This is a genomic window from Pantoea sp. sgz302252, assembly GCF_047713085.1.
In the GTDB taxonomy this organism is placed as follows: Bacteria; Pseudomonadota; Gammaproteobacteria; order Enterobacterales; family Enterobacteriaceae; genus Scandinavium.
On the sequence record NZ_JBLFJW010000017.1, the window covers coordinates 59,449 to 76,548 of the forward strand.

General features: G+C 54.8%; 18 protein-coding genes. 9 read left to right on the plus strand and 9 right to left on the minus strand.

What is annotated here, in order from left to right; translation table 11 throughout:
• Positions 1 to 92 precede the first annotated feature (92 nt).
• From ACLW56_RS14175 to ACLW56_RS14190, 4 genes are all read right to left on the minus strand, one after another.
• A complete protein-coding gene (locus ACLW56_RS14175; RefSeq protein WP_330984410.1) occupies positions 93 to 2,063 on the minus strand; it encodes a hypothetical protein in 1,971 nt (656 codons plus the stop codon).
• A 297-nt stretch (positions 2,064 to 2,360) separates the two neighbouring features.
• Positions 2,361 to 3,161 (minus strand): cystine ABC transporter substrate-binding protein, encoded by an 801-nt coding sequence (tcyJ, locus tag ACLW56_RS14180; protein WP_330984460.1) that lies wholly within the window; start codon positions 3,159 to 3,161, stop codon positions 2,361 to 2,363.
• A gap of 85 nt (positions 3,162 to 3,246) precedes the next feature.
• The gene (fliZ, locus tag ACLW56_RS14185; protein WP_330984411.1) at positions 3,247 to 3,795 is read right to left on the minus strand and encodes a flagella biosynthesis regulatory protein FliZ; all 549 of its coding nucleotides are present in this window, start codon (positions 3,793 to 3,795) and stop codon (positions 3,247 to 3,249) included.
• 52 nt (positions 3,796 to 3,847) lie between these two features.
• A complete protein-coding gene (locus ACLW56_RS14190; protein WP_330984412.1) occupies positions 3,848 to 4,579 on the minus strand; it encodes an RNA polymerase sigma factor FliA in 732 nt (243 codons plus the stop codon).
• A gap of 106 nt (positions 4,580 to 4,685) precedes the next feature.
• Here ACLW56_RS14190 and ACLW56_RS14195 point away from each other — a divergent pair, with 106 nt between their 5' ends.
• Positions 4,686 to 4,883, plus strand: a complete 198-nt coding sequence (locus tag ACLW56_RS14195) for a hypothetical protein (RefSeq protein WP_330984462.1) — start codon at positions 4,686 to 4,688, stop codon at positions 4,881 to 4,883.
• On the opposite strand, the gene ACLW56_RS14200 is transcribed toward ACLW56_RS14195, so the two are convergent.
• Entirely contained in the window at positions 4,880 to 6,088 is a 1,209-nt protein-coding gene (locus tag ACLW56_RS14200; protein ID WP_330984413.1) for a FliC/FljB family flagellin, read from the minus strand. The two genes, ACLW56_RS14195 and ACLW56_RS14200, sit on opposite strands and share 4 nt — an antisense overlap.
• A 283-nt stretch (positions 6,089 to 6,371) precedes the next feature.
• On the opposite strand from ACLW56_RS14200, the gene fliD reads away from it, so the two are divergent.
• The 4 genes from fliD to amyA all read left to right on the plus strand — a co-directional run bounded on the left by fliD (position 6,372) and on the right by amyA (position 10,152).
• On the plus strand, positions 6,372 to 7,775 hold the full coding sequence (fliD, locus tag ACLW56_RS14205; RefSeq protein ID WP_330984414.1) for a flagellar filament capping protein FliD: 1,404 nt from the start codon (positions 6,372 to 6,374) through the stop codon (positions 7,773 to 7,775).
• 22 nt (positions 7,776 to 7,797) lie between these two features.
• Positions 7,798 to 8,208: a flagellar export chaperone FliS gene (fliS, locus tag ACLW56_RS14210; RefSeq protein ID WP_330984415.1), complete on the plus strand. Its 411-nt coding sequence runs from the start codon at positions 7,798 to 7,800 to the stop codon at positions 8,206 to 8,208.
• Positions 8,208 to 8,585 carry a flagella biosynthesis regulatory protein FliT gene (fliT, locus tag ACLW56_RS14215; RefSeq protein WP_330984416.1) on the plus strand — a complete coding sequence of 126 codons (378 nt, stop codon included), beginning with the start codon at positions 8,208 to 8,210 and terminating at the stop codon, positions 8,583 to 8,585. The genes fliS and fliT overlap by 1 nt, the downstream gene beginning before the upstream one ends.
• A gap of 79 nt (positions 8,586 to 8,664) precedes the next feature.
• Positions 8,665 to 10,152, plus strand: a complete 1,488-nt coding sequence (gene amyA / locus ACLW56_RS14220) for an alpha-amylase (protein ID WP_330984417.1) — start codon at positions 8,665 to 8,667, stop codon at positions 10,150 to 10,152.
• A 104-nt stretch (positions 10,153 to 10,256) separates the two neighbouring features.
• Here the strand turns inward: amyA and yedD are convergent, their stop codons facing one another.
• The 4 genes from yedD to fliE form a co-directional block, all read right to left on the minus strand.
• Positions 10,257 to 10,670 carry a lipoprotein YedD gene (gene yedD / locus ACLW56_RS14225; protein ID WP_330984418.1) on the minus strand — a complete coding sequence of 138 codons (414 nt, stop codon included), beginning with the start codon at positions 10,668 to 10,670 and terminating at the stop codon, positions 10,257 to 10,259.
• A gap of 61 nt (positions 10,671 to 10,731) precedes the next feature.
• Positions 10,732 to 11,175, minus strand: a complete 444-nt coding sequence (locus tag ACLW56_RS14230) for a DUF421 domain-containing protein (RefSeq protein ID WP_330984419.1) — start codon at positions 11,173 to 11,175, stop codon at positions 10,732 to 10,734.
• Between the two features lie 9 nt (positions 11,176 to 11,184).
• Entirely contained in the window at positions 11,185 to 11,697 is a 513-nt protein-coding gene (locus ACLW56_RS14235) for a hypothetical protein (protein WP_330984420.1), read from the minus strand.
• 137 nt (positions 11,698 to 11,834) lie between these two features.
• Positions 11,835 to 12,146 (minus strand): flagellar hook-basal body complex protein FliE, encoded by a 312-nt coding sequence (gene fliE / locus ACLW56_RS14240; RefSeq protein WP_330984421.1) that lies wholly within the window; start codon positions 12,144 to 12,146, stop codon positions 11,835 to 11,837.
• 214 nt (positions 12,147 to 12,360) lie between these two features.
• On the opposite strand from fliE, the gene fliF reads away from it, so the two are divergent.
• The 4 genes from fliF to fliI are packed head-to-tail and all read left to right on the plus strand — an operon-like array spanning position 12,361 to position 17,095.
• Entirely contained in the window at positions 12,361 to 14,037 is a 1,677-nt protein-coding gene (gene fliF / locus ACLW56_RS14245) for a flagellar basal-body MS-ring/collar protein FliF (protein WP_330984422.1), read from the plus strand.
• Positions 14,030 to 15,031, plus strand: a complete 1,002-nt coding sequence (fliG, locus tag ACLW56_RS14250; protein ID WP_330984423.1) for a flagellar motor switch protein FliG — start codon at positions 14,030 to 14,032, stop codon at positions 15,029 to 15,031. Before fliF ends, fliG begins: the two co-directional genes overlap by 8 nt.
• Entirely contained in the window at positions 15,024 to 15,725 is a 702-nt protein-coding gene (gene fliH, locus ACLW56_RS14255) for a flagellar assembly protein FliH (protein WP_330984424.1), read from the plus strand. The genes fliG and fliH overlap by 8 nt, the downstream gene beginning before the upstream one ends.
• Positions 15,725 to 17,095, plus strand: coding sequence for a flagellar protein export ATPase FliI (gene fliI / locus ACLW56_RS14260; RefSeq protein WP_330984425.1), 1,371 nt, complete (start codon positions 15,725 to 15,727; stop codon positions 17,093 to 17,095). The genes fliH and fliI overlap by 1 nt, the downstream gene beginning before the upstream one ends.
• The last annotated feature ends 5 nt before the right edge of the window (positions 17,096 to 17,100 follow it).

Sequence of the window (17,100 nt, forward strand, 5' to 3'; positions counted from 1 at the left end):
CCTGTTTTCTTTTTATTATGCACACAGTTGCCCGCGAAAATAAGTCTCCTGTCCTGCCCCAGTTTCAAGAGGGTTCCCGGAGTGTAAATAGCTTATTTTGATTTAGCCGATTGCAGACTTACGCCCTCCGACAGACTAAAACGGACGAGGGTCTGATATTCTCCGGCATATCCCATTGGCCAGGTGCAGCGTTTAAACGCCCGGCTGGTATCACGCAGAAAGATTTGCGTCCCTTTGGTATTGATACGCTTCAATTGGCCCATGGCGCCAATGCTCACCTTCAAGGTGACATCCCCCTCCACGCCCATGGCTCGCGCTTTTTCAGAATAGACAGGCAACTGGCAATCACCAAATATTTCCTGTTCTACGGTCAACGGCTCTGACCTGGCGGGAATCGCTTTCGGCGGCGTTTTAGGCCCCCCTTTTTCTGGCGTGACAACCATAGATTCTTCATCCGCATCCTCTGGAGGAGTCAAGACCGGGGCATCGCTGACGCCTGCGGCTTTAGCCACAGCGGTAGCCTGTGCGGCTTCTGCCAGGGCCGTCGCTTCCACCTCCCGGGCCGCCGCGGCAAGCGTTGCGGTTCTGGACACTTCGGCCGCTCTTTCCGCCCGCACGGCCTCTGCAGCCCTTGCGACGGCGGCCACTTTGTCCGCCTCAGTCCTTTGAGCGTTCGCTTCCAGCCGGCTCACGTCTGCTACCTTAGCCGCCTGCCCTGCGGCAGCGGCTTTTGCCTTTAAATCTGCTTTTGCGGCTTTCGCCACCTGCGCAGCGCTCGTGGCGTTGGTTTTCGCGTCTGCAACGCGTTGAGCGACCTGTTCTTTCTCTGCAACAGCCGCCAGGGTCGCCTCAGAGGCTGACGTTGCAGCAGTCACTTTCATTGCTGCGCTGGCTTTCGCCGTTTCAGCTCGTTCGGCCGCCTTCGCGGCTTCAGTGGCTTTCGCCGCCGCGACAGCGGCAGCGTCGCGGGCTTCTTGCTCAGCTTTGGCAGCCTCTTTCGCTCTGGCGACTTCAGCGGCTTTTGCGGCTTTCACGATTTGAGCGGCTTTCGTGGCGGCGGTGATGCTTTCTGATAAATCAGCTTTCGCCGCTTTCGCAGCCTCTGTCGCTCTTGCAGCCTGCGTTTCGGCTTCTGTTAGCGTGGCGGTCGCATTCACTTTTGTGGCTTCCGCATTAGCCGCAGCCTGAGCAGCAGCCAGTGCCGCAGCCGCCTGCGTATTTTCGATGGCTTTAGCCGCTTCAGCTTCTCTTGCCGCCTCTTCAGCCTGGGCCGTTAGGGCATCGTTAATCGCGGTAGCCTCTCTGGCGGCTTGCGTCGCTTTTTTCGCTTCTGTCACTTTAGCTACTTTGGCGACTAACGCCGCCTCTGTGGCTTTTGCCGCTTCGGCTACCCTGGTTTCTTCCAGCGCTTTAGCGGCTTTCGCCGCCCTGTCCGACTCTTCCGCTGCGGCGAGAGCAGCCTGAGCGGCACGCTCTGCGGCGGCAACGTCCTCAGCCGCTCTGGCAGCCTGGGCTAGTTTTTCGGCCTCAAGCGCTTGCGCGGCTTCTGTGGCCTGTTTCGCTTTTTCGGCCTCATTCGCTTTGGCCACTTTGGCCGCTTCTGCCGCCTTAACGGCTTTCGAGACTTTAAGCGCTTCTTTGGCGGTCGCGGCTTCAGCGGCTTTTGCCGCATGGTCTGCTTTCGCGATTTTTGCCTCCATGGCAGCCTGCGCCGCCTTTAGCGTTTTCGCCGCTTTAGCGGCTTCCGCATCGCTTGCGGTTTGAATGGCTTTTGCTTTCTTCGCGGCTTTAACGGCGTCGGCGGCTTTTGCTGCCAGCCTGGCCTGATCCGCTTCCGCTTCCCGGGCCTTTTCTGCCGTTCTCACCACGTCATTTATTTTCACAGACTCCTCGCCCGGCGCATTCTCAACCACACTTCCCGTTTTATCTGTCATCGGCGAGACGGTTTCTGTCGGGGCCCTGAAGGGAGTGATAATTGGCGTCTCCTGTGGCGGCATGGGGATCACCGGGACAACATGAGTAGCAGCAGACGTGTCAAAAATAGCGAGTATTCCCAGCAACATGAAATTTATCGGTTTCAATTTAGTCTTCCCTCAATTGACTCTCCCGCTATTATCATGAACTCCCGCTGCTGAGTATTGATCGCGCGCATTGCGCATAAAGGCTATTTTTCCCTTTTTATCATGCAGTTATATATATTTTGTATTGATGGGCAATGTGGTATTCAGTTAAACAATTCGTTAGAGAGGAACGGCAGGCGGGTAAATTATGCAACCTGAAAAAGTAAAAAGTCCCGATCTGGCGACCGGGACTGTTTGTTTACTTTAGGGCGTCAGATAACGCCGTTGAGTCATCACTTTTTAGTGGGTAACATCCGCCCCAAACCACTTCTCGGAAAGCGCTTTCAGGCTACCGTCTTTCTGCATGTCGGCAATCGCACCGTCCACCGCTTTCAGCAGGTCTTCGTTGCCTTTGCGCAGCGCAACACCAGACTCCTGACGGGAGAACGCTTCACCGGTCACAGCCAGCGTATCTTTGGTTTTCTTCACCAGATCCAACGCTGCCAGACGGTCGACCAGGATCGCATCGATACGGCCTACGCGCAGATCCTGATATTTGGTCGGGTCATCGTCATAGGTACGCACGTCCACACCCTGTACGTTCTGACGCAACCACTCTTCGTAGTTGGTCCCCAGACCCACGCCGACTTTTTTACCTTTCAGATCAGCGGCACTTTTGATGGTGCTTTCATTGCCTTTTTTCACCAGCGCCTGAATACCGGACACGGTGTACGGCGTAGAGAAGTCATATTTCTTCTTACGCACGTCGGAAATGGTCACCTGGTTGATCACCACATCAATACGCTTAGAATCCAGCGAGGCCAGCATCCCGTCCCATTTGGTCGGTTTGAGGTCTGCTTTCACACCGAGGTGTTTCGCCAGTTCCTGAGCAAACTCCACTTCAAAGCCAGTAAGTTTGCCGTCATCGCCCTGGAAGCTGAACGGCGGATAAGTGCCTTCCAGCCCAACGCGCAGCGAACCACGTTCTTTGACCTGAGCCAGCAGGTTTTCAGCGGCGAACGTTTTGACGCTTGCGCCAGCAACCAGCGCCACAGCCATCATTCCCATCAGAGCCTGACGGCCCAACAGTGCTAATTTCATCATTCCCCCGAAATATCGAATTTTTTTGCAGTGTAAGGGGTTTAGCCAAAACAGCTAATACCCGTACGTTACATCTTATTCAAAATTAATATATATCAGAGGTAACCTGATACGCGAACCTTTGCGACTCAACAACGGGACGGCCATTTTTATATTGCGAGTACTTGCGTAAGGCGATGCGATAATTATTGGTGCTGGTTGAAGGCAGCCACGGCGCCAGCGTTTCGTCCGGTTCACCGTCAAGCAGTTCGCGGTCGATTTTTAGCGCGGTCAGATGGTTCCCCAAGCGACGCAGGCGAACCACATATTCGCGCACCGTGCCGGGGCTCATATCGGTTTGCTCGAACAGATACTGCTTAAAGCCGAGGATATCGAAGAAATCGCTCTGCTCTTTGCAGTGCAAGTCGCCGCAGAATCGACAAAGCGCGACCCACTCCCGGCGTTCCAGCAGCCAGTCGGCTTCGTCCATCAGCGTATCAAGGCGGGAAATGGCAATCTTGTTGACGATTTCGCCCTGGCGGACCAGCGTGATGCGATCCAGCAGTTTGTGGCAATGGGCGCAATGCGTCTGGCTGTGTTTAAAGTCTTTCAAATGGCGGCTTAAAGGCCGTCTTTTTACGTGCTGCACCGTCATGATAACTCCTGGTAGTCAATGCTATGTGCGGCATTTCTCCAGGCATGACAGCTTAGCCGCCCTCCTGGTACCGACCCAGTTTTGTACGCAAGCGCTTAATAGCCTGGCTGTGAAGCTGGCTGACGCGTGACTCCCCCACTTCCAGTACGGCACCAATCTCTTTGAGATTGAGCTCTTCCTGGTAGTAAAGCGTCAGCACCAGCTGCTCACGTTCCGGCAGGGCTTCGATGGCCTCAATCACGCGCTGGCGCAGATTGCTCTCCATCAGTTGATGGAGCGGGTTCTCCTGCTGGTTTTCTTCAGTCACCAGCTCGATACTGTCGCCGTGCTCTTCCCGCCATTCGTCATAGGAGAAAAGCTGGCTGTTATTGGTATCGAGCAGCATCTGACGATACTCCTCAACAGCAATGCCAAGACGCTGGGCGACTTCCGTTTCCGTCGCGTTACGTCCCAGTTCCTGTTCCAGTTGTCCCATCGCCTGCGCCACTTCACGAGCATTGCGGCGGACGCTGCGCGGCACCCAATCGCGGCTGCGCAGTTCGTCCAGCATCGCGCCACGTATGCGCTGTACTGCGTAAGTGGTAAATGCCGTGCCTTGCAGAGCATCGTAACGTTCGACGGCATTCAACAACCCAATGCCGCCCGCCTGAAGCAGATCATCCAGTTCCACGCTCGCCGGCAACCGCACCTGAAGGCGCAATGCTTCGTGTCGCACCAGAGGTACATAACGCTGCCACAGCGAGTGTTTATCCATTACACCTTCAGCGGTATAGAGTGAATTCACGATAAACAGCCCTGCAATAGTTGAGTTATCGGCATGATTATCCGTTTCTGGAGGGGTTTTAATCGACGGAATAGTGGCTAAAAGGGGGGGTTATTTGGGGAGTTAAGTGAAACTGCACAATGAAAAAACCCCGCCGGAGCGAGGTTTCAGACTGCTGACAAAGAAGGAAAAAGCGTGGTTTTTCCTTCTTTGTGGTGAGCAGCCGAAAATCAATAAATTGATTTTCCTTGTTTATTATTCACAAATCAAAGATAAACCCCGGCAAGCCGGGGTTTGTGAAGCAAATCAAGCTTTGACAAATTAGCCCTGCAGCAGAGACAGAACCTGCTGTGGAACCTGGTTAGCTTTTGCCAGCACGGAGTTACCGGCCTGCTGAATGATCTGCGCTTTAGACATGTTGGACACTTCGGTCGCATAGTCGGCGTCCTGAATACGGGACTGCGCTTCAGACAGGTTGGTGGTGGTGTTGTTCAGGTTGGTGACCGCAGAATCCAGACGGTTCTGGATAGCACCCAGAGAAGAACGGAATTTGTCTACAGAAGCGATAGCGTCGTCCAGTTTAGCCAGTGGGTTAGAGGTAGAACCCGTGGTCAAATTGGATAAGCTCAGGCTAGAAGTGTCGATCTTAAATGCAGCAGTAGTACCAGTTGTAGTAGCTGATTGAGGGTCTAAAGCCACGTAATAATCTTTTGCCACACCTGTACTAGTCGCAGTGTCGTACGAGCTATCAAAACCATTTGCTTTGAGGTTGTTAACTTCAGCAGCACTGCCTGGAGTGATGGTCACTTTAGCGAATAAATTGCCATTAGTATCTGAATAAACCTTTGTACCATCGACCGCAACGCTACCTGATGCGACTCCGAGGCGTGTAGCTAAATCACCGCCATTATTTTCTGCAACAGTCGCACCAGTGATACTGGTTGTCGCACCATAGTATGGTTTGAAATCAGAAACCAAAGAAGGTATTCCACCCTGTGGACCATTTACGTTGAAGCTGGACAGACCCAAAGTAGAAGAGTCAATCTTCTTCAGGTCAATATCGATGGTTTCTCCGTCGTTCGCGCCAACCTGGATAGACATTTTGCCGTCTTTCGCCAGTACGTTCACGCCGTTGAACTGAGTCTGACCGGATACGCGGTCAATTTCAGACAGACGGGATTTGATTTCGTCCTGGATAGAAGACAGGTCGGAATCGGAGTTGGTGCCGGTAGAAGCCTGAACGGTCAGCTCACGGATACGCTGTAAGTTGTTGTTGATTTCAGACAGTGCGCCTTCAGTGGTCTGCGCCACAGAGATACCGTCATTGGCGTTACGCGCAGCCTGAGTCAGGCCTTTGATGTTAGAGGTGAAGCGGTTAGCAATCGCCTGGCCCGCAGCATCATCTTTCGCGCTGTTGATACGCAGACCAGAAGACAGACGCTCAATGGAAGTCGCCAGAGCAGACTGGTTCTTGTTGATGTTGTTCTGAGTGATCAGCGAGAGGCTGTTGGTATTAATGACTTGTGCCATGATTTCGTTTCCTGTTGTTCATCAAATCTGTGGAGTAGATTTGGGTTTCCACCCGTCGGCTCAATCGCCGTCATTGTGGTTATCGTCGTGCCCTCACCAACCTTTAGATTTTTTTTCACACTTTTTTCCACAGGAACTGAAATAATTTTTTAGCCGCCGAAATACTCTTCAGTCATGCCTTTATTCCCGCCATTAAAAAAAGAAAATTAACCGTAAACTTTGCGCCATTCCCGCCGATAACCCCGGTATTCATTCTACGTGTCGATAAATTTAAGGAATAAATATGGCAAGTATTTCTACACTGGGTATCGGTTCGGGTCTCGATTTAAGTACCATTCTGGATAACCTGGAAACGGCGGAGAAAGCTTCCCTGAAGCCTATTTCGGCCCAGCAGTCTTCTTTCACCGCCAAGCTCAGTGCCTACGGCACTCTCAAGAGTGCGCTGGTTGCTTTTCAGACCGCCAATACTGCACTGAATAAAGCCGATCTGTTTACTGCCACTAGCACCACCAGCAGTTCGTCTGCCTTTAGCGCGACCACTACTGGCAATGCCGTTGCTGGAAAATACACCATTAGCGTGTCACAACTGGCGCAGGCGCAAACGCTCACCTCTAAAACGGCTCAGACAGACAGCAAAACAGCCATTGCCACCACTGACAGCACGTTGACCATTCAACAGGGCGGGGACAAAAAGCCGGTCACTATCGATATCAGTGCGGCCAACTCTTCACTGAGTGGTATCCGCGATGCCATCAACAAAGCCGATGCCGGTGTTAGCGCCAGTATTATCAACGTCGGTAATGGGCAGTATCGTCTGTCGATCACTTCAAACGAGACTGGTGCGGATAATGCAATGACGTTGTCCGTAAGTGGCGACAGCGCGCTGCAAAGCTTTATGGGCTATGACGCGTCCGGCAACGGTGGCATGCAGGAAAGTGTGACGGCTCAAAATGCCAAACTCAAAGTCAATAACATCGACATTGAGAACAGCAGCAACACCATCAGCGATGCGCTGGAAGATATCACGCTGAACCTGAACGACACCACTACCGGCAACCAGACTTTAACCATCACCAAAGATAATTCGCAGGCGGAAACGGCGATCACAACCTGGGTCAACGCCTACAACACTCTGCAGGATACTTTTTCCTCGCTGACGAAATACACCGCGGTAGATGCCGGTACTGATGCGCAGGATACAAGCAACGGTGCCCTACTCGGTGATACCACTCTTCGCACGATCCAGACTCAGTTAAAAAGCATGCTGACCAGTTCGGGCAGCTCGTCGTTTAAAACCCTGTCGCAGATTGGTATTACCAGCGATCCGAGCACCGGTAAGCTCAATATCGATAGCACCAGGCTTGAAAGTGCGCTGAAAACCGATGCGGCCAACGTCAAAGATATGATTGTGGGTGATGGCAAAACCACAGGTATCACCACCACCATGGATAAAAACCTGACCAGTTGGCTCTCCAGCACCGGGATCGTTCAGGCCGCAACGGATGGTGTGAGTAAAACGCTGAAAGATCTGACTCAACAGTACAACGATGCCAGCACTCGCATTGATAACCTGGTCGCACGATACAAAGCCCAGTTTACCCAGCTTGACGTGATGATGAACTCGCTGAACTCCACCAGCAGCTATCTGACTCAGCAGTTCGAGTCTTCATCCAGCAGCAAAAGCTAATTAATTAAGCCCAGGAGCTAACATGTACGGCGCAAATGGCACACAGGCCTACGCAAAAATTGGAGTCGAAAGCGCGGTGATGAGCGCCAGCCAACAGCAACTGGTGAACATGCTGTTCGAGGGGGCGCTCAGCGCCCTGGTCCGCGCTCGCCTGTTTATGCAGGACAACAATCTGGAGGGAAAAGGCCTTTCCCTCTCGAAAGCGATAAACATCATCGAGAACGGCCTCAAAATCGGCCTTGATGAGAAAAGCGATGATGAACTCACGCAAAACCTGATTGCACTGTACGCCTATATGGTAAGGCGTCTCCTGCAGGCCAATCTGCGCAACGAAATCTCTGCCGTTGAAGAGGTGGAGTACTTGCTGCGCAATATCGCCGATGCCTGGAAGGAAGTTGCCACCTCGCCCACTCTGATTCAGGACGCCGTCTAATGAGCACTGCATCGCACCTGTATAGCCTGTACCAGCAGCTTCTTGATCAAAGCCTCATCATGCTGCGACACGCCTCGGAAGGACAATGGGACGAATTAATCGCTTGTGAAATGGAGTATGTCAGAGCGGTGCAAAAACTGGCTGAAGCCACGCAACACCTTGATCCCTCTTCAAGTGTGCAAGAGCAACTGAGGCCCGTTCTGCGGGCCATTCTGGACAATGAAACCGAGGTGAAGCGCCTGCTGCAGGCGCGTATGGATGAATTGTCGAAGCTGGTGGGCCAGTCTTCGATGCAGAAATCGGTGTTGACCGCCTATGGCAAACAGGGTGGCCACGTCCTGGTGCCGCAGGAATCCCGCGACACCCCAACCAACTGAAACGCTTGCGCGCGCTGCGCGCCAGGCGTTTTCCTCTAAATATTCCATACTAGAGTCTCTTCCCACATGGAGTCTCAGTATGCGCAATCCCACCCTGTTGCAATGTTTTCACTGGTATTACCCCGCTGGCGGTGAACTGTGGCGGGAGGTCGAAGCGCTTGCGCCCAACCTCAATGAAATTGGCGTCAATATGATTTGGCTGCCCCCGGCGTACAAAGGCGCGTCTGGCGGCTATTCCGTGGGATATGACAGCTACGATCTGTTCGATCTGGGCGAGTTTGATCAAAAGGGCTCACGCCCGACCAAATACGGTGACAAAGAGCAATTGCTGAAAGCCATCGCCGCGTTGAAAGAGCATGACATCGCCGTGCTGCTGGACGTGGTGGTGAACCACAAAATGGGCGCGGACGAGAAAGAACGCATTCATGTTCAGCGCGTCAACGAACAAGACCGCACCCAAATCGACGATGAAGTCATCGAATGCGATGCCTGGACGAAATACACCTTCCCGGTTCGCGGCGGAAAATACTCCCGGTTTGTCTGGGATTACAAATGCTTCAGCGGCGTGGATCACATCGAAAACCCTGATGAAAATGGCGTGTTTAAAATCGTCAACGACTACAGCGGCGAAGGCTGGAACGATCAGGTCGACGGTGAGCTGGGTAACTTCGACTATCTGATGGGTGAAAACATCGATTTTCGCAATCACGCGGTCACCGAAGAGCTGAAATACTGGGCGCGCTGGGTGATGGAACAGACCGGGTGCGACGGTTTTCGTCTTGATGCGGTCAAACACATTCCCGCCTGGTTCTACAAAGAATGGATTGAGCACGTGCAGGAAGTTGCGCCCAAGCCGCTGTTTATCGTGGCGGAATACTGGTCGCATGAAGTTGAGACACTGCAAAACTACATCAATCAGGTCGACGGCCAGACCCTGCTGTTCGATGCCCCGTTGCAGATGAAATTTCACGAGGCCTCACGTCTGGGACGCGACTACGACATGAGCCAGATTTTCACCGGCACGCTGGTCGAAGCCGATCCTTTCCACGCCATGACCCTGGTGACCAACCATGACACACAGCCGCTGCAGGCATTGGAAGCCCCGGTTGAACCGTGGTTTAAACCGCTGGCCTACGCGCTGATTCTGCTGCGCGAGAATGGCGTGCCTTCCGTGTTCTACCCGGATCTGTTTGGTGCTATTTATGAAGATACCGGCGGTGATGGCAACACCTACAAAATAGAGATGCCGGTGATTGAACAGTTGCACGAGTTGATCGACGCCCGCCAGCGTTTCGCCCACGGCGTACAAACGCTGTTCTTCGATCATCCTAACTGCATCGCCTTCAGCCGCAGCGGCACAGACGAAGCGCCAGGCTGCGTGGTGGTGCTCTCAAATGGAGATGATGGTGAAAAACAAATCGCCCTTGGGGAAAACTACGGCAACAAACGCTGGAAGGATTTTCTCGCGAACCGGGAAGAGACAGTGGAAACCGACGAAGCCGGAACGGGCATCTTTACCTGCAAAGGGGGAAGCGTCAGCGTATGGGTGATGGAGGAGGTGTTGTAGTTTTGGCTATTTTGCCGGGCGGCACTGCGTTTGCCCGGCCTACATGGGTACCTGTAGGCCCGGTAAGGCGTAGCCGCCACCGGGCAATCTCAATCGGGCAGAGTTTAAGGCAGAGGCGACAACAGAGGATTTTTTTCCAGGTAGTCGGCACATTCCTGAGTCGGGCGATCCACGCGTTTCAGCGTCATGCGATCGTACTCAATACGCTCGCCTTCGCGGTCGATGGCATACACGTCGCGCTTGTTAGTGACGTTATAAATATCGTCATCACGCTGCATCAATTTGCCCGGCAGCGCTATCACGCGTTTCCACTGACGGCAATCCAGCGTGTCGCCCTGCGGCGTGACAATCAGCGTCGCAATGGCTTCCGGGCTGACCATCGCACTTTGTGGCCCTTCCGACTGCCAGTAGCCCGCAAGCCCAGCCGGTGCGGGAGCCTTAACCACGTTGTTATAGTTATCAATATGAACACACCCGCTCAGCGCCAGCATCGCGCCAATCATCGCAATCTTTTTCATCACTCATCCTGCAAACCGTGAAAAAAATATTGTGTCATTAAAGCGGTAACGCTTCCAGCCTTTACTTCTGCGGAATGATGGAGATATGACCATTAGTTTCGAGGATGGCGAACTTAATTTCCGCCAATTCTGTCAGCCCCTGATTGTTGCGTGCCGACACCATAATGTCGTCGACAGAGATATCCGCCATTTTCATTTTATCCCGCATCAGCACGCCATTTTCCACCAGCACCACCGCCGTGCCGTCGATCATCTCCTCGGCACCCGGCAGGTATTTTTTGAGTTTGCCAAACAGCATATCCATCACGATGAGCGTAATGATGCACAACGCCGCGCCGGTGACAGAAAAATCGTTGCCGAGCAGCCCCTGTTGAGTGGCCTCACTGATGATGAGCAGCAAAATAAGATCGAACGACGTCATCTGTAACAATGCACGTCGCCCGGCGATTTTAAACACCACCAGAAGAATCAGGTAAATCGCGACAGCTCGCAGGATCATATCCATGGGCAGCACTTAAGGATAAATAAACTGGGAAAGGGCAACAGGCTGCTGCTGGTTCACTTGCAGCGTCGACTTCACTCTTCCGGCATCACGCGGTTGCACGCTGAGCCACAGCGTGCGCGTTCCGCCTTCCGGCTGATCGTGAAACTCCAGCGTCATGGCACCGTGATGGCTGGTAAAGCGCCACGGCTGCGGGTAGAGCGCGTTTATCTCAAACGCATCCATAAACTGGCCGCCCAGCGTCACCGTATAACGGTCGCTGGCAGGCACTTTGAGCGTCAACTTCAAATCCATGTCGCTTTGATTTCGCCCAAAACGCTCATAGCTCACGCTCAACGACTGGTCCGCATTCACCGCGCTGGCGTTACTGAAGAAGCCTTTCGAAAACAGGCCGCAGAACCCAGCCAGCAACAGCAAAATCAACAGCACGAAGCCGTACTGACGAGCTGCGTTCTCCACCCGTAACCAGAAAAGGTGTTCTGCGACAGGAGCATGAGACGACGATGATGATTTGCTGCCAGCCATAATGACCTCGACGCGTTGACGAACCGTAGAGGAAAGTATGGTCGGTTACAGGCAGACAGTAAGTTGCTGATGAAAAAAAAGTGACGAGGCGCAAAAGAGTATGATCCCGACCGGCTGAGGCCGGGCATCTCTTTTCACTACACCTGCATCGACATCATTTCCTGATAAGCCGCCACCAGCTTGTTACGCACCTGGATGCCCATCTGCAAAGACACTGACGATTTTTGCAGGTCGGTCATCACATCGTTTAATGCAATGCCGGGTTCACCCATCGCAAATTTTTCGGCCTGCGCTTTGGCGCTGTTTTGCGTTTCGCTGATGCGGTCCAGCGCAGAGCTTAACTGCCCGGCAAAGCTGATGGACGGCAGTTCTTCTACCGCCTGATTGCGAGCGACGCTGGCGGCTGCCTGCATCTGTGTCAGTACCCCTTCGATACCTGTGATGGCCATGTTTATCCCCTGGTCGATGTCATGGAGGATGAGATTAGCAGCTTGTCAATAAGATAAAGGCGCTAATTAGCGTGAAAAAACCCGACTATTTGACCCATAGAAAATCGCGGAACGTCAAATAATGGCATGGCTATCACTTTGCCTTTGCCGACCGGGAGTCAGCCTTGTTTTTGTCCACGTTTAACACCAGCGATCCGTATTTGCGAGGTGCGCAATGAGCGCGACAGCCACGACCACAGCCCAAACAAAGATGCCTGAGTGGGTCGCTCGCCTGCGCGCTAACCCCAAAATTCCCCTTATGGTGGCAAGTGCCGCGGCGGTGGCCATCATCGTGGCTCTTGTGCTGTGGGCAAAGCAGCCGGACTACCGCACGCTGTTCAGTAATCTGACCGATCAGGACGGCGGCGCCATCGTCACCCAGCTTCAGCAGATGAACGTGCCTTACCGTTTTGCCGATAGCGGCGGCGCGATTGAAGTGCCTGCGGATAAAGTGCATGAACTGCGTCTGCGTCTGGCTCAGGCCGGATTGCCAAAAGGCGGAGCGGTGGGTTTTGAGCTGCTGGACCAGGAAAAATTCGGTATCAGCCAGTTCAGCGAGCAGGTGAACTATCAGCGCGCGCTGGAAGGTGAACTCGCCCGCACCATCGAAACGCTCGGCCCGGTAAAAAGTGCACGTGTTCACCTTGCGATGCCGAAACCGACGCTGTTCGTGCGTGAACAAAAACAACCTTCTGCCTCCGTGACCCTGAACCTTGAACCTGGCCGAGCGCTGGATGAAGGCCAGATTGCGGCGGTGGTGCATTTAGTGTCGAGTGCCGTCGCAGGTCTCCCGCCGGGCAACGTGACGCTGGTCGACCAGGGTGGCCATCTGCTGACCCAATCCAATACCGGCGATCGCGACCTGAATGACACTCAACTGAAATACGCTTCCGATGTGGAAAGCCGCATTCAGCGCCGTATTGAATCCATCCTGTCGCCAATTGTCGGCAACGGCAACGTTCATGCGCAGGTCACCGCGCAGATCAACTTCGACAATAAAGAACAAACTCAGGAGCAATACAGCCCGAATGGCGATGCCAGCCAGGCCGTGATGCGTTCCCGTCAGGTGAATGAGAGCGAGCAGGTCGGCAGCCCGTATCCGGGCGGCGTGCCAGGCGCGTTGTCCAACTCCCCTGCCCCTGCGCCAAATGCGCCAATCTCGACGCCGCCAGCCAACCAGAATGCGGCTCAGGGTCAGCAGCGTACCACCAGCACCAACAACCAGAGTGGCCCGCGCAACAGCTCGCGTAACGAAACCACCAACTACGAAGTCGACCGCACGATCCTGCACACCAAAATGAACGTCGGTGACGTGCAGCGCCTGTCCGTTGCGGTGGTGGTGAATTACAAAAATCTGCCGGACGGTAAGACGCTGCCGCTGACCGCCGATCAGATGAAACAGATTGAAGACCTGACTCGCGAAGCGATGGGCTACTCCACCACCCGTGGCGATACCCTCAACGTGGTCAACTCGCCGTTTACCGCCGGGGATGAAACCGGAGGCGAGCTGCCGTTCTGGCAACAGCAATCGTTTATCGATCAGCTGATGTCTGCCGGTCGCTGGCTGCTGATTGCGCTTGTGGCGTGGATCCTGTGGCGTAAAGCGGTGCGTCCGCAGTTTGTTCGCCGCCAGGAAGTGCTGAAAGCCGCGCAGGAAGAAGCCCGCATCGAACGCGAAATGGCGCAGGCGGTGGAAGTTCACCTCAGCAAAGATGAGCAACAGCAGAGTCGCCGTGCCAACCAGCGCCTGAGCGCCGAGGTGATGAGCCAGCGTATTCGTGAAATGTCAGACAACGATCCGCGCGTCGTCGCGCTGGTCATTCGCCAGTGGATGAGCAACGACCATGAGTAATACAGCCCTTTCCGGTACCGATAAAAGCGTCATCCTGCTGATGACCATTGGCGAAGATCGCGCGGCGGAGGTGTTCAAACACCTCAACACCCGCGAAGTGCAAACCCTGAGTGCGGCGATGGCGAGCGTGCGTCAGATTTCGAACAAACAGCTGACAGAAGTGCTGGCAGAGTTTGAACATGAAGCCGAGCAGTACGCGGCGCTGAACGTCAACGCCAACGAGTATCTGCGTTCCGTGCTGGTGAAAGCGCTGGGCGAAGAACGCGCCGCCAGCCTGCTGGAAGATATTCTCGAAACCCGCGAAACCACCAGCGGCATCGAGACGCTCAACTTTATGGAGCCACAGAGCGCCGCCGATCTTATTCGCGACGAACACCCGCAGATCATCGCGACGATTTTGGTGCACCTCAAACGCGGTCAGGCGGCAGATATTCTGGCGCTGTTCGACGAACGTCTGCGCCACGACGTGATGCTGCGTATCGCCACCTTCGGCGGTGTTCAGCCTGCGGCGCTGGCCGAGCTGACCGAAGTGCTCAACAACCTGCTCGACGGCCAGAACCTCAAGCGCAGCAAAATGGGCGGCGTGAGAACCGCAGCCGAAATTATCAACCTGATGAAAACTCAGCAGGAAGAAGCGGTTATCACCGCAGTGCGCGAATTCGACGGCGAGCTGGCGCAGAAAATCATCGACGAGATGTTCCTGTTCGAAAACCTCGTCGAAGTGGACGACCGCAGCATCCAGCGCCTGTTGCAGGAAGTGGATTCCGAATCGCTGCTTATCGCCCTCAAAGGGGCCGAACAGCCGCTGCGCGAGAAATTCCTGCGCAACATGTCGCAGCGTGCGGCAGATATCCTGCGCGACGATCTCGCCAACCGTGGTCCGGTTCGCCTGTCGCAGGTGGAGAACGAACAGAAAGCCATTCTGCTTATTGTGCGTCGCCTGGCCGAAACCGGCGAGATGGTGATTGGCAGCGGAGACGACACCTATGTCTGAGTCCACGCCATGGAAAGTCTGGCAGCCTGACGATTTAGCCCCGAGAATGCCGGAGTTTGTCGCCGAATTCAGTGCTACAGATGAGCAAGTTGACGCAGAGCCGGAGATCTCTGAAGAACAGAAGCTGCAACAGCAACTGGCGCATATTCAGATGCAGGCCCACGAACAGGGCTATAACGCAGGCCTGAATGAAGGCCGCAGCGCCGGACATGCGCAAGGTTATCAGGAAGGATTGGCGCAGGGTCAGGAACAAGGCCTGACTCAGGCGCAACAGCAGCAAGCACCGTTACATGCACGGATGCAACAGCTGGTGAGCGAGTTTCAGCATACGCTGGACGCCCTCGACAGCGTGATTGCCTCGCGCCTGATGCAGATGGCGCTGGAAGCGGCACGCCAGGTGATTGGCCAGGCTCCGGTGGTCGATAACTCAGCGCTGATCAAACAGATTCAGGCGTTGCTGCAACAGGAACCGCTGTTCAGCGGCAAACCGCAATTGCGTGTGCATCCGGATGATTTACAGCGGGTTGAAGAGATGGTCGGCGCGACGTTAAGCCTGCACGGCTGGCGGCTGCGCGGTGACCCAACGCTGCATCATGGCGGCTGTAAAATCTCCGCTGATGAAGGCGATCTCGACGCCAGCGTCGCCACTCGCTGGCAGGAGCTGTGCCGTCTGGCCGCTCCGGGAGTCATCTGATGACCGCCCGTTTAACTCGCTGGCTGACCACGCTCGATAATTTCGAGACCAAAATGACCCAGCTTCCGGCTGTGCGTCGTTATGGTCGTTTGACTCGCGCCACGGGCTTAGTGCTGGAAGCAACCGGGCTGCAATTGCCGCTGGGAGCGACGTGCGTGATTGAGCGTCAGGAAAATGGCGAGGTGCGTGAAGTCGAAAGTGAAGTCGTCGGCTTTAACGGTCAGCGCCTGTTCCTGATGCCGCTGGAAGAAGTTGAAGGCATTTTGCCGGGCGCTCGCGTGTATGCGCGTAATGCTTCTGGCGACGGTCTGCAAAGCGGGAAACAGTTACCGTTAGGCCCTGCGCTGCTTGGGCGCGTGCTTGATGGTGCCGGTAAACCGCTTGATGGTTTGCCAGCTCCAGACACCACCGAAACCGGCGCGCTGATCACTCAGCCGTTTAACCCGTTGCAGCGCACGCCGATTGAACATGTGCTGGACACCGGCGTTCGCCCGATTAATGCCCTGCTCACCGTCGGACGAGGCCAGCGTATGGGCCTGTTCGCAGGCTCCGGCGTCGGCAAAAGCGTGCTGCTCGGCATGATGGCGCGTTACACCCAGGCTGATGTGATTGTGGTGGGGCTTATCGGCGAACGTGGTCGCGAAGTAAAAGACTTTATCGAAAACATTCTGGGTGCTGAAGGCCGTGCCCGTTCCGTCGTTATCGCCGCTCCGGCTGACGTTTCGCCTCTGCTGCGTATGCAGGGTGCCGCGTATGCCACGCGCATCGCCGAAGATTTTCGTGACCGTGGACAGCACGTGTTGCTGATCATGGATTCCCTGACCCGTTACGCCATGGCCCAGCGTGAAATCGCGCTCGCCATCGGCGAACCGCCAGCGACCAAAGGCTATCCGCCTTCAGTGTTCGCTAAGCTGCCTGCGCTGGTGGAACGCGCCGGGAACGGCATTACCGGCGGCGGATCGGTCACGGCGTTTTATACCGTGCTGACCGAAGGCGACGATCAACAAGATCCGATCGCCGACTCAGCGCGAGCCATTCTTGACGGCCACATTGTGCTGTCCCGCCGTTTGGCGGAAGCGGGCCACTATCCGGCCATCGACATCGAAGCCTCCATCAGCCGCGCCATGACCGCCCTCATCACTGAGAAGCACTACGCGCGGGTGAGGAACTTCAAACAGCTGCTTTCCAGTTTCCAGCGTAACCGTGACCTGGTCAGCGTCGGCGCATATGCCAAAGGCAGCGACCCGATGCTCGACAAAGCCATTGCGTTATGGCCGCAGCTGGAAGGCTTTCTGCAACAGGGCATTTTTGAAAAAGCGGGCTGGGAAGACTCTCTTCAGGCTCTTGAGATTATCTTCCCCGCCGCCTGATAGCA

Excerpts from the sequence above, each read along its gene's own strand:
- ACLW56_RS14175 (WP_330984410.1), bottom strand. The coding sequence starts at position 2,063 with ATGTTGCTGGGAATACTCGCTATTTTTGACACGTCTGCTGCTACTCAT.
- tcyJ (WP_330984460.1), bottom strand. The coding sequence starts at position 3,161 with ATGAAATTAGCACTGTTGGGCCGTCAGGCTCTGATGGGAATGATGGCT.
- fliZ (WP_330984411.1), bottom strand. The coding sequence starts at position 3,795 with ATGACGGTGCAGCACGTAAAAAGACGGCCTTTAAGCCGCCATTTGAAA.
- ACLW56_RS14200 (WP_330984413.1), bottom strand. The coding sequence starts at position 6,088 with ATGGCACAAGTCATTAATACCAACAGCCTCTCGCTGATCACTCAGAAC.
- fliD (WP_330984414.1), top strand. The coding sequence starts at position 6,372 with ATGGCAAGTATTTCTACACTGGGTATCGGTTCGGGTCTCGATTTAAGT.
- fliS (WP_330984415.1), top strand. The coding sequence starts at position 7,798 with ATGTACGGCGCAAATGGCACACAGGCCTACGCAAAAATTGGAGTCGAA.
- fliT (WP_330984416.1), top strand. The coding sequence starts at position 8,208 with ATGAGCACTGCATCGCACCTGTATAGCCTGTACCAGCAGCTTCTTGAT.
- amyA (WP_330984417.1), top strand. The coding sequence starts at position 8,665 with ATGCGCAATCCCACCCTGTTGCAATGTTTTCACTGGTATTACCCCGCT.
- yedD (WP_330984418.1), bottom strand. The coding sequence starts at position 10,670 with ATGAAAAAGATTGCGATGATTGGCGCGATGCTGGCGCTGAGCGGGTGT.
- ACLW56_RS14230 (WP_330984419.1), bottom strand. The coding sequence starts at position 11,175 with ATGGATATGATCCTGCGAGCTGTCGCGATTTACCTGATTCTTCTGGTG.
- ACLW56_RS14235 (WP_330984420.1), bottom strand. The coding sequence starts at position 11,697 with ATGGCTGGCAGCAAATCATCATCGTCGTCTCATGCTCCTGTCGCAGAA.
- fliE (WP_330984421.1), bottom strand. The coding sequence starts at position 12,146 with ATGGCCATCACAGGTATCGAAGGGGTACTGACACAGATGCAGGCAGCC.
- fliF (WP_330984422.1), top strand. The coding sequence starts at position 12,361 with ATGAGCGCGACAGCCACGACCACAGCCCAAACAAAGATGCCTGAGTGG.
- fliG (WP_330984423.1), top strand. The coding sequence starts at position 14,030 with ATGAGTAATACAGCCCTTTCCGGTACCGATAAAAGCGTCATCCTGCTG.
- fliH (WP_330984424.1), top strand. The coding sequence starts at position 15,024 with ATGTCTGAGTCCACGCCATGGAAAGTCTGGCAGCCTGACGATTTAGCC.
- fliI (WP_330984425.1), top strand. The coding sequence starts at position 15,725 with ATGACCGCCCGTTTAACTCGCTGGCTGACCACGCTCGATAATTTCGAG.